12 protein-coding genes and 2 pseudogenes are annotated in these 15,634 nt (G+C 46.8%); 12 read left to right on the plus strand and 2 right to left on the minus strand.

All coding sequences use genetic code 11. The features are described from left to right. Positions 1-23 precede the first annotated feature (23 nt). From ACETK5_RS10540 to ACETK5_RS10590, 11 genes and pseudogenes are all read left to right on the plus strand, one after another. Entirely contained in the window at positions 24-1,676 is a 1,653-nt protein-coding gene (locus ACETK5_RS10540; RefSeq protein ID WP_394055480.1) for an extracellular solute-binding protein, read from the plus strand. A 71-nt stretch (positions 1,677-1,747) separates the two neighbouring features. After that, positions 1,748-2,803, plus strand: a complete 1,056-nt coding sequence (locus ACETK5_RS10545) for a glycoside hydrolase family 88/105 protein (protein ID WP_394055482.1) — start codon at positions 1,748-1,750, stop codon at positions 2,801-2,803. Positions 2,804-2,862: 59 nt separating this feature from the next. Continuing rightward, positions 2,863-3,825, plus strand: coding sequence for a glycoside hydrolase family 43 protein (locus tag ACETK5_RS10550; RefSeq protein WP_394055484.1), 963 nt, complete (start codon positions 2,863-2,865; stop codon positions 3,823-3,825). Between the two features lie 324 nt (positions 3,826-4,149). Continuing rightward, positions 4,150-4,926 (plus strand): SDR family oxidoreductase, encoded by a 777-nt coding sequence (locus tag ACETK5_RS10555; RefSeq protein ID WP_394055486.1) that lies wholly within the window; start codon positions 4,150-4,152, stop codon positions 4,924-4,926. A gap of 112 nt (positions 4,927-5,038) precedes the next feature. Continuing rightward, positions 5,039-5,956: a hypothetical protein gene (locus ACETK5_RS10560; protein ID WP_326113447.1), complete on the plus strand. Its 918-nt coding sequence runs from the start codon at positions 5,039-5,041 to the stop codon at positions 5,954-5,956. A 129-nt stretch (positions 5,957-6,085) separates the two neighbouring features. Further along, a pseudogene (locus ACETK5_RS10565) lies at positions 6,086-6,362 on the plus strand (alpha/beta hydrolase); the annotation flags it as partial. 127 nt (positions 6,363-6,489) lie between these two features. Next, positions 6,490-7,044 (plus strand): dihydrofolate reductase family protein, encoded by a 555-nt coding sequence (locus ACETK5_RS10570; RefSeq protein ID WP_100537435.1) that lies wholly within the window; start codon positions 6,490-6,492, stop codon positions 7,042-7,044. Positions 7,045-7,135: 91 nt separating this feature from the next. Further along, complete coding sequence (locus tag ACETK5_RS10575; protein WP_394055489.1) at positions 7,136-8,326, plus strand: NAD(P)/FAD-dependent oxidoreductase; 1,191 nt, start codon at positions 7,136-7,138, stop codon at positions 8,324-8,326. A gap of 48 nt (positions 8,327-8,374) precedes the next feature. Beyond that, complete coding sequence (sigJ, locus tag ACETK5_RS10580) at positions 8,375-9,238, plus strand: RNA polymerase sigma factor SigJ (RefSeq protein WP_394055491.1); 864 nt, start codon at positions 8,375-8,377, stop codon at positions 9,236-9,238. Further along, positions 9,223-9,495 (plus strand): annotated as a pseudogene (locus tag ACETK5_RS10585) (MarR family winged helix-turn-helix transcriptional regulator); the annotation flags it as partial. The gene sigJ and the pseudogene ACETK5_RS10585, both read left to right, overlap by 16 nt. Before the next feature lie 496 nt (positions 9,496-9,991). Continuing rightward, entirely contained in the window at positions 9,992-11,437 is a 1,446-nt protein-coding gene (locus ACETK5_RS10590; protein WP_394055493.1) for an MFS transporter, read from the plus strand. Positions 11,438-11,745: 308 nt separating this feature from the next. On the opposite strand, the gene ACETK5_RS10595 is transcribed toward ACETK5_RS10590, so the two are convergent. Together ACETK5_RS10595 and ACETK5_RS10600 are read right to left on the minus strand one after the other, a co-directional pair. Further along, entirely contained in the window at positions 11,746-13,095 is a 1,350-nt protein-coding gene (locus ACETK5_RS10595) for a glycoside hydrolase family 64 protein (protein WP_394055495.1), read from the minus strand. A gap of 389 nt (positions 13,096-13,484) precedes the next feature. Continuing rightward, positions 13,485-14,231, minus strand: coding sequence for an EcsC family protein (locus tag ACETK5_RS10600; protein WP_394055497.1), 747 nt, complete (start codon positions 14,229-14,231; stop codon positions 13,485-13,487). 259 nt (positions 14,232-14,490) lie between these two features. Between ACETK5_RS10600 and ACETK5_RS10605 the strand changes: the two genes are divergently transcribed. Further along, positions 14,491-15,564: a phosphotransferase enzyme family protein gene (locus ACETK5_RS10605; protein ID WP_394055499.1), complete on the plus strand. Its 1,074-nt coding sequence runs from the start codon at positions 14,491-14,493 to the stop codon at positions 15,562-15,564. The last annotated feature ends 70 nt before the right edge of the window (positions 15,565-15,634 follow it).

A 15,634-nucleotide genomic window follows, 5' to 3' on the forward strand; every position in this document is an offset into this window, starting at 1 on the left:
GATTTTAAAAAGGGGGATATACGATGAGCAAACGGAAAATCATGTCTATGTTCATGGCTTTACTATTCATTGCCGGTCTTATGGCCGGCTGTACGGGGAATAGCACCAATAGCTCGAAGGAGCCTTTTCCATCGGATGAGGGTACCACCCCAAACCAAAACGCCGCAGGCGGCTATCCCGATTATTCGCAAGGTTTCCCGGAACGAGTTACCATGGAAATTCCCGTGTATGAGCGTGCATTCGAAGGCTGGAACGTAACCGATAACTATTACACGCGCTGGATTCAGAAGGAATTCGGCGACAAATATAATATCGAAGTGAAGTTCACCCCGATCGCCCGCACAAACGAAGTTACGAATTATCAGCAGCTGCTCGCAGCTGGCAAGGCGCCGGATATCATTTTCCACTATGACATGCCACAGGCGCTTGCTTACTACGGAGAAGATGTTATGCAGGAGTTGGACTGGAAAGAGATTGAACACTATGCGCCAACCTATTGGAGCAATATGAGCGAGACGATTCAGCAATATGGCGTCGTTGATGGAAAAAATACATTTGTCTTCGGTAAGCGTCCGGACTTAAATAACTATGGCAACTTTGTTAATATCATTCGTAAAGACTGGGTGGAGAAAGTGGGGATGAAGGTCGAGGACTTGACCTCGCTCGAGAAGTACAATGAAATGCTCATGAAATGGAAGGAAGCAGGAATCGGCGTTGCCGGGGCCGGTCTGACACGAAATGTGTTCAACTACAGCTATGGCTTCCGGGATTGGCCGACCGACCCGAAGGTCCACGCACTTTATGCAGATCTATCTGTTGCGGACTTTACGACCTCGGCAACCGAAGGATGGTTGCGTAACTTAAGTTATCAATATCATAACGGACTTATTGACAAAGAGTTCTATCTTCGCGACGATGATAACAAGCTCAAGGCCGAGTTTGTTGCGGGCAATACAGGCACGTACGGACTTTACATTACCAACAACACCGACGTGTTTGCAGCTACACTGAAGAACAATCCGGGAGCTGAATTTGCCGTCATTCCTCCAGGGACTGGTGTGCCGGAGGGCAATGTGCCGCAAGGCCGCGCCGACTGGACGTTTGGCTTGATCATGGGCATCAACCATGCATCAACGGCGGAGGAGCGCGCAGCCGTATGGATGTACCTCGAGTGGATGAGCCAACCGGAGAACCTGATGTTCCTGCAGAACGGAGTAGAAGGGGAAAACTATACGCTTGATTCCGATGGCCTGCCGGTAAAAGACCCGAATTTCAAGGGCGAATCCGTACTCTCCCAGAACAATAACAAGGACTATTGGGCACTTATTACGGAAGCGCCTACATTTGAAACGCCTGAACTCACGCTTAAAGCCAACAAAAACAACTGGACGCCTGCCGGTTACGAGCAAATTGTCGAAGACATGATAAAATATCGGCAAGAAATAAAGCCGTATCAGATCCAGGACCCGCTGTTCACCGTAGTTCTTGAGAAAGTAAACGAGTATAAGGCAGATTTAAACAACCTCTTCCAGGAGCTGTATCTGGACATTGTCCTTGCGCCGGAAGACGAGTTTGATGCGAAGTACGAAGCGGCCAAGCAGAAATTCCTCGATGCCGGCTATCAAGAAATCTTGGACGAGAAGCAAGAAGCGATTGATGCTGGCCAATTCCGGTAATCGCGATAATCCTAACTAAAACTTAGGGGCTCCTGCTGTAAGCGGGGGCTCTACATAATATGGAGGGTATGATGAAGCTGAAAATGGATATCACTTCGGAAGATTTAAAGCAAGCCGCGAAGCGCGTTGCCAACTATACGTTCGGGATGGATTTGACATGGGACTGGCCGGGCGGTGTCGCATTTTATGGCGTCAGCCGCATGTTCGACGTGACTGGCGAGCATTTCTACCTGGAACGGATGATCGATTGGGTCGAGGAATACATGGAAGCGGGCCTGCCAGAAGGATGGACCGTGAATAGCTGCGCGATGGGGCACATGCTGCTTACCCTTTATGAACAGACGAAGGAACAAAAATACCTGGATATCATTTTAAGTAAAATGGATTATCTGGAACATCATGCTTTGCGGTTCGGAGACCGGGTGCTTCAGCATACGGTGTCGGCTAACAATGATTTTCCCGAGCAGTGCTGGGCGGATACCCTGTTCATGGCGGCATACTTTGAGCTTCGGGTCGGCGTGCTGCTAGGGAAGAAGACGCTCATTGACGACGCCTTGCATCAATTCGAGCGGCATATTCATTACCTGCAAGACGAGAATTCCGGTCTATGGTATCACGGCTACAACCACGTTAATGAGGATCATATGTCCGGTATCCATTGGGCGCGGGCCAACGCGTGGGCGGCCTATACGATGTCGCGTGCAGCAAGGGGGCTGCCGGAAGGCTATCTTTATCCTCCAATGATGCACATATGGAGCTCTTTACGCGATCAGCTCGCGGCGATCAAAAGGCTGCAGAAAGAGGACGGCTTGTGGGGCACGGTGCTCGATTACCCGGAAGCCTATGGCGAAGTATCGGCGACAGCGGGTATTGCGGCAGCGATGGTGATGCAGGGCAATCCGCTTCATGCGAAGCATGTCCGGAAAGCATTAGACGGCGTTCTTGCCAATATTGCTGACAACGGGCGGGTCTTGAACGTGTCCGGGGGAACGGCTGTCATGAACGACATTGAAGGATATCTCGGTATTGACCGAAAGTGGGCACAAGGATGGGGACAAGGATTGACACTTGCGTTCCTGGCTGCGGTCATCCAAGTTGTCGAATCGCAAGAAAAATCGCAAGCATAACATCGGCAGCGATCCAATCGTTTAAACTTCGAAGAAGTCGGGAGGCAGATGGACACTCAATGCAAAATTCAAAAAATACCGAATCTTTGTACGGATATCTGTTCGTTCATTTTACCGGTGAGCAGGAGGACGGCGAGCAAATTTATTTCGCTCTGAGCCAAGACGGACTCCATTGGAAGGATCTGAACCGGAACCAACCTGTCTTGCGATCTGTTGTTGGGGAACAGGGAGTTCGTGATCCCTTTATACTTCGGAGCGTGGACGACAGCTGTTTCTATCTGCTTGCAACCGACCTTAGTATTTATCATCGCGGCGGTTGGCAGAATTCCCAGGCCACGATAACCGGCAGCCGCTCGCTGATCATCTGGGAATCACCGGATTTGGTGCACTGGTCTGAACCGCGCATGGTAGAGCTGGCTCCTGAGGAGGCGGGCTGCGCTTGGGCACCGGAAGCGATTTATGATGAGGAAGAAGGCGATTATCTGATATTCTGGGCTTCCAGCCGGGACGCTCGCGCCGGTGATGGCCGCGGGATGCATATTTATTGCTGCAAAACGCAGGATTTCCGTACGTTTACGCCGGCCGAGCTTTATATAACCCGCGGTGAACAACGTACGATTATCGACACAACGATGATTAAAGCCGGCGACAAGTATTTCCGTGCTTCCTGCGACGGGCAGATTACCATCGAGACAAGTGACCGACTAATGGGAGATTGGAAAGTGATTTCGACGCTAGAGTCACTCGGGCTTACGCTGACGGGAAAGGATGTCGAAGGTCCGGAGTTTTTTAAATTCAATGGCGAGGAAAAATGGGGGCTACTCGTTGACCAATATTCAACTAGCGGAGGATATTTGCCAATCATAACGACGGACATCGGCGATCCGACAGGAGCATGCTGGAGGAAGCCTGAACCGGAAGAATATGATTTCGGCATCCTAAAAAAACGTCACGGTTCCATTCTGCCGGTTACCAAATCCGAATATGAAGCTATCCAGTCCAAATGGGGATCCCAGCAGTAAGCGAGGTCTATAAGTTCTTCCCGAACCATAATTTACTACAATTTGGAATTATGATACCCTATGTGAAAGGAGATGTACGAAAGGAGCATGGACCGAAATGGGAGATATCCTTTAATGGTTAAGGAGTTGAATGGATTTGTTGATCCCTTTTTGATTGAAGGGGTCATTTGGCCAATTTTCAGTTAAACCATTATAGGATCGCTGGGTTCATGTGCTATAAACACACCGAGCGAATGCCTTTTTTAGGGTGTTCGTTTTTTTGAATGGTGAGCATACATCTCCGTTAGCACGTTGTTCAGCGTTTTTCGCGAGGAGATGCTTTTAATGAAACGATTAATGAATAAGATCGCGATTGTTACTGGAGCTAGCCGAGAAAAGGGTATCGGTACTGCAATATGCCGAGCATTAGCCAGAGAAGGCGCAGACATTTTTTTCACGCATTGGTCAAAGTATGATCGTGGTATGAACTATTTTATGGATGATGACGCAGACTGGTCGCAGCATCTTATGGAGGAGATCCGCAGCTATGGAGTAAGGTGCGAATCCATGGAATTGGATCTTTCACAATCAGAAGCACCGAGTATGCTGCTTGATGAGGTTCATGAGAAACTAGGTTCCCCATCCATTCTAGTGAATAATGCAACGCATTCCGTTGACGTAGATTTTCGTTCCATCAATGCAGATAACCTCGATGCTCATTATCGTGTGAACATTAGAGGAACGTTTCTTTTGACGGTTGAGTTTGCTCGTCATATAGAAGGAAAACATGGTGGTCGAATTATTAACATGGTATCAGGTCAAGACAAGTCGCCTCAGCCTGGGAATTTGGCATACGTAGCAACAAAGGGGGCTGTTTCTACTTTTACGAAATCCGTTGCTATTGAACTAGCGCCGCTTCACATTACGGTCAATGCCGTAGATCCTGGACCAACGGATAGTGGATGGATGAACAGTGAATTGAAAGAATACTTGTTACCAAAATTCCCGATGGGGCGAATCGGTGAACCTAAGGATGCTGCAAAGCTAATCGTTTTTTTAGCAAGTGAAGAATCCGAATGGGTTACGGGACAAATTATTCATTCAGATGGAGGGTTCTGGTGATATAACCATTGTGATTGCCAGAGCTCACAAAGCAAGGCTGCCGATCCATGGTTGACTCGGCAGCTTTGCCGCGTTATAAGAAAGCGCGGCGAACAAAAAAGGAGATAGCAGGATGGTAACCAATCAAACGATTCGTTTGGCAATCGAAGAATCTATACGATTTCTTGAATCCACTTCGCAATGGGAAACCGCCCACGGTGAGCACACCCGTCGAAAATGGGATGGAGCCTGGTGGCATATGTCTGTGCTTTATGAAATGGGAGAAGTGAGGCAGATTCCTGAGTCTGTGATCGCCAAAGCCAAACATTTACTCGAAACTCAGGTGTGGCAGACCTTCGTCATTTCCGTCGATGACCAGCCAATCTCGGAAACCGATAAGATGAAGATGGATTGCTGCCATTGCGAACTTGCCGTATTTTATAAGATTCTCATGGCGCATGGCTGTGATCTGGACAGAGAACTGCCATGGATTCGCGAATGGCTTCTAAAGCATCAGCTGCCTGACGGCGGACTGAACTGCGAGCCTGATGCTAATACATACTCCAGAAAGAGCTCTATCGTTTCTACGCTTCCTCCGCTTGAGGCGATCTTATGGCATACCGACCGGGAATATACCGAACAGGAAGCCGCATTCTTGGATGAGGGCGCCCGTTATTTAATGGAGCATCGTCTTGTATGTTCCAAGCAAACGGGGAACGTCATCGATAAGGAGTGGCTGAAGCCTTGCTTCCCGAGATTTTTCGAATACGATATATTGCGCGGCATGTCCTATTTAGCAGAATGGTCCCTGCGGAGGAACAAAGCGCTGCCGGTCGGTCTGCTTGTTGAAGGTTTGGAACGATTAAACTCCTCGATGACAGCAGAAGGCTTGCGAGTCGGCAGACAAGTCTTTGATCCGCAAGGTCCGTGGGGCGGGCAAACCTTCCCATTGTTAGAAGCAGTGAGCGGGCTTGGCGACGTTTCGCCTTATCTAACCCGGCAATTGGACCGAGTTCTCGAACGATTGGGTCCGCAGCATGCCGACGTATAAAAACAGCCACATAGTAAAAGGCATAGGTGAGGTGCAACGAACCTACCTATTCGTTGGGTATAGCTGGATAGTCCCTACCCCGGGAGACAATAACTTTATACATCCAAGAAGTCGCCAATCGGTGGCTGTGGCGATGCGTTTACCCCGCGATATTATGTCATGAAATACGGCGGAGCTTCAAGGCTTATCGATAACCCCCATGGGTATAACAAAACTTGAAATCCCGTGTTATTTTATTATGGGGAAATATGACTACATGACTTCAACGAATGCAGCAAAAACGTATGTCGACAGCATGGATGATGATTCAAAGGAATTTATCGCTTATGAGCAATCCGCACATTACCTTCAATTCGAAGAGAAGGAGAAATTTTATCAATGGATGACCGAAACATTTATAAATTGAACCGCCTCTCATGGAAGTTTAATCATAAGGGGAATATCGTAAGAAAACCGGCTTGTTATTAATATGACATAAGATGACATATTGATGGTCTATAATGAGTGGTAAATCCCGAAAGGAGTAACAAACCATGAGACGAAAAATCATTTTAGATTTAGCAGTTACATTAGATGGCTTTATTGAAGGGAAAAATGGGGAAGTAGATTGGTGCATTATGGACTCTGAGATGGGGTTTATAGATTTCTTAAATCAAATTGATACCATTTTATATGGAAGAAAAAGCTATGACTTATGGGGGCAATTCACTCCAGAAATAGATCATACGGATACTGAAAAAGAAATATGGCGAATCGTTCATAGTAAAGAAAAATATGTGTTTTCCAGGACACAGAAAGCGACCGATCATAAAGCAATATACATCAATGATCATATTATTGAAGAAGTAAATGCGTTAAAGAATAAGCCTGGCAAAGACATCTGGTTATATGGTGGAGCAAGTCTTATTACAACTTTTATTCATTTAGGGCTTGTTGATGAATTCAGATTATCTGTTCACCCTGTTGTTCTGGGAGAAGGAAAACCGTTGTTTATGGATATTAACAAAAGGTTGAATTTAAAACTGGTTAATACAAGAACGTTCTCCTCTGGCGTTGTGCAGCTAATCTATCATTCGAACGGGAAATAAGTTACCCGCGTTTCTTATTCGCACGATTACGATGTCACAAATCAGCGCCTTATATTGTTTTATGTGCAAAATGTAAAGGAGCTGAGGAATGATGAACAACTTGACATGCATCATTATTGGAGGCGGCCATGCAGGGCTATCAGCGCTCAAAGCAATAAAAGAAACGACCCGGGGCCTGGCGAACGGACGGCGGATTCGGTTTGTTCTATTGGATAAGCAGCCCGGACATGTGCGTAAAATGCTGTTGTTCCGGCCGGCCGTAGGCGAGGAAGAGATTATGATTCCCTGGATGCATTATAGTTTTTCACAAGGAGTCGAATTCGTGCAAGGTACGGTTACGTCTGTCGATAGCGGGAGGAAGCAGATTCAATATAAGGATGCAGAAGGAAATGAGGCCTGGACTCGTTATGATCTTTTAGTTGTGGCGGTCGGTAGTGTCGCTCGGCGCCCTGATCCTGATCGGGGTGGCATTTCTTTAACCGATCTGCAAACCGCAGCAGTCATCCGGGAGCGCTGGCGCGCCAATCTACGGCAAGCTGTTGGCGAGACAAATCCTAAAGAACGTAAGCGACTGATGACCGTCGCAGTTGCGGGGGCGGGCATCAGTGGCGTTGAGACATCCGCTGAGCTGGTAATTGAGATGCAGAAGGAAGCATCTTCACTAGGACTTAATTTATCCGATGTCTCCGTCTATTTGCTGAATGTAAAAGAGCGGCTGTTCCCGGAAGCGCCAGAGAAAGTTGGATACAAGCTGGAACGGACGCTCAACAAATGCGGAGTGACAGTACTTCACAATCGTAAGGCGATCAGAGAGGAAGCGGGAATGGTGACGGTCAGCAATGGTGATCGTATGCCGGTTGGTCTGTGCATATGGACGATTGGTCTGATTCCGAATCCGCAGCTTCGCAGTATGGGCTTGCCACTAACTCCGGACGGTCAAGTGCTGGTGGATGGATCTTATCGCGTTCAAGGGGCACCGGGTGTATACAGCATCGGCGACTGTACGAGAATCGTCGATCCGAGAAACGGCAAAGCAGATCAAATGACGTGCAAAGAAGGCGGGCTACAGGGGGATCGACTGGGGAAGATTGTCTTGGCCGATTTGGAGGGACGCCCCGCCCCGATTCACAAGAAGGTTCCCTTGGATTTCTTCTGCATTGGACTTGGGGAAAACCGCGGATTGGTGTGGGGACGCAAACAAGGGTTTAATATGATCATAACGGGAAAGCTCGCGTGGAAATTCAGGAATATTGCATGGAAAGCAGGCAGTAAACTTCTATAGAAACAAGGAAGAGATCTAGCTTGCAGCTAAGAGAAGGTGAGACGCCGAATGGAAGAACTGTACGATCAATATAAAGCGCTGTTATTCACGCTGGCCTATCAGTTAACTGGATCTGCGGCAGACGCGGAAGATGCGGTGCAGGACGTGTTTGTTAAGGCGTACGACGTACATCCCGAACGTCTTGCAGAGCCAAAGGCGTATTTATGCAAAATGGTAACCAACCATTGCCTCAATCAACTAAAATCGGCGCGGAAGAAGCGGGAAATATACGTTGGTCCGTGGCTCCCCGAACCGATTCGGACGCCTGAGGAGGATACGATCGAGACAACCGTCGTCCGTTTCGATCTGCTGTCTTACGCCATGCTCGTATTGCTCGAGCGGCTGACCCCGACAGAGCGGGCGATTTTCGTCCTGCGTGAAGCGCTCGGCTTCGATTATTCCGAAATTGCCGACCTGATCGGCAAGCGAGAGGCAAATTGCCGCAAGCTGATGAGCCGGGCAAAAAACAAGATGGGGGTTTCCGAGAATGAGTCCGTAAGGGCCGATGGGGACGAAAAGGAATGGATCAGTCGCTTCCTCATGTCCCTTGAGCATGGTAATATCGATCATTTGTTGTCTCTGCTCACCGAAGACGTCACATTCATCGCCGACGGAGGCGGCAAAGCCCAAGCATACAAGCGCCCAATTCAAACGCGCGATCACGTGGCCTCAGTATTGCTCGACGGGTTCCAAACTATTCAGGGCAAGTTTCACTTTGAGCCTGCACCTCTTAACGGTGAGACCGGCTTCGTAATCCGTTCGGGGGACGAAATTTTGGCCGCGATATGCATACAGCTCCGACACGGAAAGCTTGCCAGAATGTATGCTGTACGAAACCCGGATAAGCTTGCTCGTGTGCAGCCCGAGCTATAAAAAAGCTTGAACTTCATGGCTTTATTGAAAAGAAAGAAGATCAGTTTAATAAAAAAATCAAAAAACTCTTTCCAACAGAGAAAGGGAAACAGGTTTATCCTTTAATAAAAAGAGAACATGATTATTCCAATAGGGTTGCATTAGAGGGTTTTTCCGAAAGCGAAGCGGAAACTATGTTGAATCTCTTGCAGAGGGTCAGAAAAAACGTTGAAAAAGATTGGGAGTTTGTAAAAAAGGGGAACAAGAGGTTGTATTGAATTACACAAGGGAGGAGAAGCCAATTGACTTTAGAAATAAGAAAGTGCACATGGGGGATGAAGAGCAGAAGGACTTTATCATGACCAAAACATGTATGCAGCAATGAAATGGCGTTCCGGATGCCTCACCCGGTTCGTGTGAATGCATATGTCACTCGGCAGTATCTTGAAGCGAAAGGATTTTCCTGTGCTCGAGTTGAGAATTCTTAATTCCATTCCACGTCGCTATTTTGGTAGCGTAGAACTTCAAGTTCTGCGCTTTTTTTATTATCACTATATTTTTTGAGTGGCCTGATTTCGTTGATTGTATGAAAAACTTTTTTTTAAAGAAAAAAATTTATTGACATTATAGGGTAGGGGGGTATACTATAAATACGAAACTCACCGGTAAATAATGGATTGAAATTAACTTAGTCTCTAAGGCGGCCGTCGAGAGCGTTAATTTATCGAATCAAAAGAACCTGGTGATATGTAGCTAAAGGAGGTTGAATATATAATGTCAAAACAAGGGCAGGTTCTTTTACAAGCAGATCCAAAACGATGGTTCGCACTAGCATTGTTGTGTCTTGCGAATTTTATGGTGATTATGGATACATCGATTATCGGAGTTGCATTGCCAGCAATCAAAGAAGCGCTTGGATATACTCAGGAAAGTTTACAGTGGGTCTTTAATGCTTATGTGATTTTCTTCGGTGGTCTATTACTACTCGGTGGCCGATTATCAGACCTCTTTGGACAACGGCGCATGTTCATGTGGGGCTTTATGATCCTTACAGTAGCATCCTTACTCGCTGGTTTTGCATGGAACGAAGAGTCACTAAACATCGGTCGTGCACTGCAAGGATTCGGTTCCGCATTAATAGCACCTTCAGCTCTAACTATCGTGATGATGTTATTCAGCGGTAATCCTAAAGAATTGGGTAAAGCATTGGGGTTCTGGGGTGCTTCGGCAGCTGCTGGAGGATCAGCAGGGGTATTTCTGGGTGGTGTTATAACGGAGTGGTTAAGCTGGCAATGGACCTTCTTAATTAATGTACCTGTCGGGGTAGTCGCCTTACTTTTATCTCCTGCTCTTTTAGCAAAAGGTATACGTAGAAAAGGAAGCATTGATGTCGCAGGCTCCATCTCAGTAACAGCATCATTGGTTCTAATCGTTTACGGGATCGTAACGGCAGAACATAATGGATGGGGAGCAGCAATCACCCTGTGGACACTTATCGCTGGGGTAATACTGTTTATCCTTTTCCTCATTATTCAGCTAATCAAAAAGGAACCGCTTGTACCTCTTCGAATCTTTAAGGTGCCTAATTTGGCCGCTGGTAATATCGCGCTCATCATGTTATCTGGCGGTTGGATACCGTTATGGTACTTCCTAAACCTGTATATGCAGCAAGTACTCAAGTTTTCAGCTTTCGCTGGAGGGGTCGGACTGCTTCCGATGACGATTTTGATTGCCATCTTCATGATTGTTATTACGGGCAAATTGATCGGTAGATTCGGTATAAAAGCTAACATCGTGATTGGATTGACTGCCCTCGGATGTTCAATGCTTATGTTCTCAACCAATACGCCTGTGGATGGCAGCTTCCTTATTCATGTACTTCCAGCTTCACTATTAGGTGCTCTCGGAATGTCATTAGCCTATATTCCTTCTATGATGGCCGCTATGTCGGGAGCTAAGCCTGAAGAAGCGGGGCTGGCATCCGGACTTGCTAATACAAGCTATCAGATAGGATCAGCCATAAGTCTTGCTATCATGGTAGCGATCGCTGCATCAACGACTGCTTCCATATCAGATTCTAATCCTGTGGCAGCACTTAATCATGGTTTTCAGCAAGCTTTCCTTTGGTCTGGAATCGTTGCTTTTGCAGGTGCGATATTAGCCTTGATGTTTATCCGTTCGCCTAAACAGACAGACTCAAACGTACCGAAAGCGATGTAATCGTTGTTCAACAAAACGGAAGAGATGGGTATCCAGAGAAATGGCTGCTGTTTTTCAACTTATGCGTAAACAGCGGGACTGTCGCAAACCACTCAATAGTTCAAAAACAAAAACGATGACTTTATGGCATCGTTTTTGTTTTTGAAGTTTGAATTTATTCAACCGTCGGCAAACAAAAACTAATATACCTGCCGATTAAATGTGCTTAATGTTGAATAGCTTTGGTCCGCTCGATAGGCAGCTTCATTGATACCAAGGCATTTTTTTTGTATATCGGCGGGTTCCATGCTTTAGCAATCGTGGATGATTTACCAGCCTACGCGAATGATCAGGCCTTTCGGATCGCCCACTTCAAGGTAAGCAGCCTGACCGTTGACATCGTCATATGGAAACCCGTAGGCCAAGCGGTTCATGCTGTGGTCGTGCCAGAATTTCGCGTAATAGTTAGCAGGTGCGGCTTGATAGTAATTCGACACGTTATTCCAGTCGTTAGTCGTATATACGTGACGATTGATGGCTGCACAAGTTGCCGCATCCGTTAAAGCGCCGTCGCAACGGAAAATATCCTGTGTACTGTATGGAGCGTATCCGCTGAAATAGTTCGCATTAGCACCACCCTGGGCGAAAGAACCGTGAATCGGCGCGACGATGCGATAAGGCGCTTGAATCGTGGCCAGTGATTTGAAAGCACCAGGAACTTCCGCCTGGAATTTGGCGAAGATTCCGTTTCGGGTTTCGGATTCGAGCTCACCCACGGTCTGATCGAAGGAACCGGATATGTTGATCAGTCGATGCTGGAGGGGAAAACCGAATCCGTCAACGCGGGTCGTATTGCCGTGATAGCCCGCCGCGTCAATCGTGAATTCGACGAAATCGAAATAGATGTCGCGGTTGGGATCGGTCGGATTGTTCAGATCGGGGCCGGCGAACCCATCGTTATAAGTCTTCATGTACATTGGAGTGCCAACGCTAAGGAACATTCGGCCCGACGTGATCCGGGGCAAGGTGATCCAGGAAGCATCGCTGGCCTTGTGATAAATGTTGGCGTAGTTGATACCGTTCTTGGTTAGATGTCCCGGCGCATCATTCAAGGCGCTGGAGATGGGGATCAGATTGCCATTGAGGTCCAGATAGCTCCACTGATTGTTGACGGGATTGATACCGAGAACGCCCCAGTATATTTGCTGGTCGGTATAAGCGCCATGGGTACCGTTCATGATTTTCACCGAGACGGCGCCATTTGGCGGCATGGGAATTGAGGATGGATGAATGTCATCAATGGAGCCGGAAGAAGAGGGAGGTGGCGTGGAACCGGCGGTGTAAGTAAAGACACCGGTGTCGTAGGCTGGGGTTCCGTTATTGTAAGTGAAAGAATACGTAATCACGTGGCCTGCTGCAAAGCCTGAGATGGCCTGTTCGTATCGGGATTTGCCAGCGTTGTAAGCCATTCTGAAATTTTGCTGTACGCCGTCGTTCCCTTTATAATGGACATCGACCCAACTCGTGTTAACGGTGGATTTGAACCATACAGTGGCTACGCTTCCGGATAATTCGACGCCCTGCGTATAGTCCGCAGCCTCCGCCTTCGTACCGAAGAGGGTGCAGCAGGTCAACAGCAACGACAGGATCAGCAGATAAGGTATTCCCTTTCGCATCATCAAAGTTCCTCCTTTAGAATGGGGATAAAAGCAACTTCGTAATTGGGTTTGAAACAGCATTCCTCCTTTGTGTTGGCGGCTGTATTTGGCTGTCTGACATTAGAATCCATGTGATTACAAAAACGATTATAATCCGTTTTACCAAAATATAGGAGTATTGGAATTTCGGGAAGGGGTTCGCAATTTCGGATGAGGGGGCCATCTCTTGTAATTATCCAATAGAGCACAGTGATGTGTTTTACACATAGGTTGTTTAATAGGAAGGGCGCGGTCATCGCGAAATAATGTCAATTGAAGGCAAACCTTAAGGCAGCCAATCCTACGGATTAGCTGCCTTTGTTTTTCTCCAAACACCCCTGCCTCCTGGACGTATATGGCGAGAGAGAGGATTAATCCATAACCACGACATCATCGTGCAATCTGCGCAGGCGGTAAGCGTTCATGGCGAATTCGTTGAGCTCATCTAGAATCGTGTAATTGGCCCATGCGCCTGCGATAGCGCCGATCCCGGGAACCATCTGCAGCATTTTCCGGAAGTCAATGGCGTCGCGATACTCGATCTGAAATGTCTCCCAGTCCATATTTCGGGAGTATTCGGCGTCGGAGAGCCATTGTTCCTTTTCCATATGCCAATGCTTGATGGAATAGAGCAACCTGGCACGGTTTTCCGGTCCCGAAAACGTCATTTGAAAAACCTTGAGAATGAATACCCGCTCGGAGAAGTGTTTGGTGTCATAACCGTAAACATGCGCCAGCTCGAACAAAAATTTCATCTTGATCGCAATTAAAGCTGGAAAGTCTACCATGCTGAGCATTATGCCGCCAGCTCCCGTTCCAGCGCCTTCGGCAACCGCGATTTTTTGGTATAGGGCAAACAACTCTTTCGCTTCTCGATCGGCAGACTCCAGTTCCAGAGTATGCTGCACCGAACGGCTGGGCGTATATTCCGCACCGAACAGCGCCGTGCGCACGATCGATCGTATGGTGGTCGTAATCATGCTGTGCACCTTCGGGGGAATCAAATGATTAATTCGATTGCCGATGGTTTTCGATGTTTTTTCCAGCCATCCCGGCGGTTTGAACATTTTTTGTTCCCAGTTGGCAATTTCCCTCTGCACTTTATGTGCGTAATTCATGATCAATCGCTCCTCCAAAAGTCTTTGCTATATTGTAACGAATTTCTTCGTGAATCGGAACAGACTACGGCAGGTAGTGGACCTCGACTAAAGTCCAGTATCGAACATACAGCCCTTAGAAAGGTGATTTGAATATACTGTTGATCAACCAAGAGCGAGTAATTGGGAGAAATTCGCTATAATCATTTTTTGATTTGTAGTCATATGTAAAAAAGGGTTATTCTGTAAGTGTGTATTGAATTGTTAAAGGAGAGATGCTATGAATTATAACGAGGTTGTTAACATCGGTGATATATATTTGCTTCCATTAATATCAGAGTTGTACGGATTGGAGGGCTATGATATCCGGCTGATTCCGCCACATGAAGGAGGAAGGAATGTCGTATATACCTGTGAGAAAGAAGGGAGCCTTTCAAAAATACTCCGAATCGCTTTTTTACCTGACAGGAGCCGGAATGATTTTCTGGGTGAGCTGGAATATGTTCGGTATCTATTTGATCATGGAGGCAGTGTCTCCAATGTAATCAGCTCCCGAAAGGGGAATCTGCTGGAGGAGATCACTCACAATAATCATACCTTTTTTATCTGCTTATTTGAAAAAGCTAAGGGGAATATGCTTGTAGAAAATCATTACCGGTACCGGGAAGGTGCTCCCATTACCGAATATTATTATAATTGCGGTAAAGTCCTGGGGAAACTGCACCAAATCTCGAAAGGGTATACTCCTGTCCATCGCCGGTTTCATTTCTTTGACAGATTCAATGCCGAATATATTGATAAACTAATACCCGACTCTTTATCTATGCTCAAGGTGAAGCTGACAGAGCTCCTTACTACCTTGGAAGGCTTGGACAGAAACCAGGAAACTTTCGGTATGATTCATTTTGATTATAACGATGGGAATTATTCGATAGATTATGATACCGGGCAAATAACCGTATATGATTTCGATAATTCATGTTTCGGTTGGTATATGTTTGACTTGGCCAGTATCTGGGGAAACGGGGTGGGCTGGATACAATTCGAACCAGACGCCGGTAAACGCAGAAAGTTTATGGATGATTATTTTGAAACCGTCCTCGCGGGTTACAGATCCGAGACCAAGATCGAAGAATCGATGCTGGATATGCTGCCCTTATTTATCAAAGTAACCCTCATGGAAAATATTGTCGATACATTCGAGGTGATGCAGAACCATGGTGAGGAACCGAAGTGTGACGAGGTGTTATCGTATCTCATAAAATGTTTGGAAGACGATATCCCGTATAAAGGATTTTTCCATGAGATTTACTCGAGTGAAGAACCCTTTGAGTATGAGGAACGAAAGATTTAGTCTTTTAGCAAGCCTTTGATAATATGCGGTGTCCGATATTAAGTCAGACGTAAGTCAGAAACCTCTGTAA

The sequence above is a fragment of the Paenibacillus ilasis genome (genome assembly GCF_043195395.1).
GTDB classification, from domain to species: domain Bacteria; phylum Bacillota; class Bacilli; order Paenibacillales; family Paenibacillaceae; genus Paenibacillus_AQ; species Paenibacillus_AQ lautus.

Excerpts from the sequence above, each read along its gene's own strand:
- ACETK5_RS10540 (WP_394055480.1), top strand. The coding sequence starts at position 24 with ATGAGCAAACGGAAAATCATGTCTATGTTCATGGCTTTACTATTCATT.
- ACETK5_RS10545 (WP_394055482.1), top strand. The coding sequence starts at position 1,748 with ATGAAGCTGAAAATGGATATCACTTCGGAAGATTTAAAGCAAGCCGCG.
- ACETK5_RS10550 (WP_394055484.1), top strand. The coding sequence starts at position 2,863 with ATGCAAAATTCAAAAAATACCGAATCTTTGTACGGATATCTGTTCGTT.
- ACETK5_RS10555 (WP_394055486.1), top strand. The coding sequence starts at position 4,150 with ATGAAACGATTAATGAATAAGATCGCGATTGTTACTGGAGCTAGCCGA.
- ACETK5_RS10560 (WP_326113447.1), top strand. The coding sequence starts at position 5,039 with ATGGTAACCAATCAAACGATTCGTTTGGCAATCGAAGAATCTATACGA.
- ACETK5_RS10570 (WP_100537435.1), top strand. The coding sequence starts at position 6,490 with ATGAGACGAAAAATCATTTTAGATTTAGCAGTTACATTAGATGGCTTT.
- ACETK5_RS10575 (WP_394055489.1), top strand. The coding sequence starts at position 7,136 with ATGAACAACTTGACATGCATCATTATTGGAGGCGGCCATGCAGGGCTA.
- sigJ (WP_394055491.1), top strand. The coding sequence starts at position 8,375 with ATGGAAGAACTGTACGATCAATATAAAGCGCTGTTATTCACGCTGGCC.
- ACETK5_RS10590 (WP_394055493.1), top strand. The coding sequence starts at position 9,992 with ATGTCAAAACAAGGGCAGGTTCTTTTACAAGCAGATCCAAAACGATGG.
- ACETK5_RS10595 (WP_394055495.1), bottom strand. The coding sequence starts at position 13,095 with ATGATGCGAAAGGGAATACCTTATCTGCTGATCCTGTCGTTGCTGTTG.
- ACETK5_RS10600 (WP_394055497.1), bottom strand. The coding sequence starts at position 14,231 with ATGAATTACGCACATAAAGTGCAGAGGGAAATTGCCAACTGGGAACAA.
- ACETK5_RS10605 (WP_394055499.1), top strand. The coding sequence starts at position 14,491 with ATGAATTATAACGAGGTTGTTAACATCGGTGATATATATTTGCTTCCA.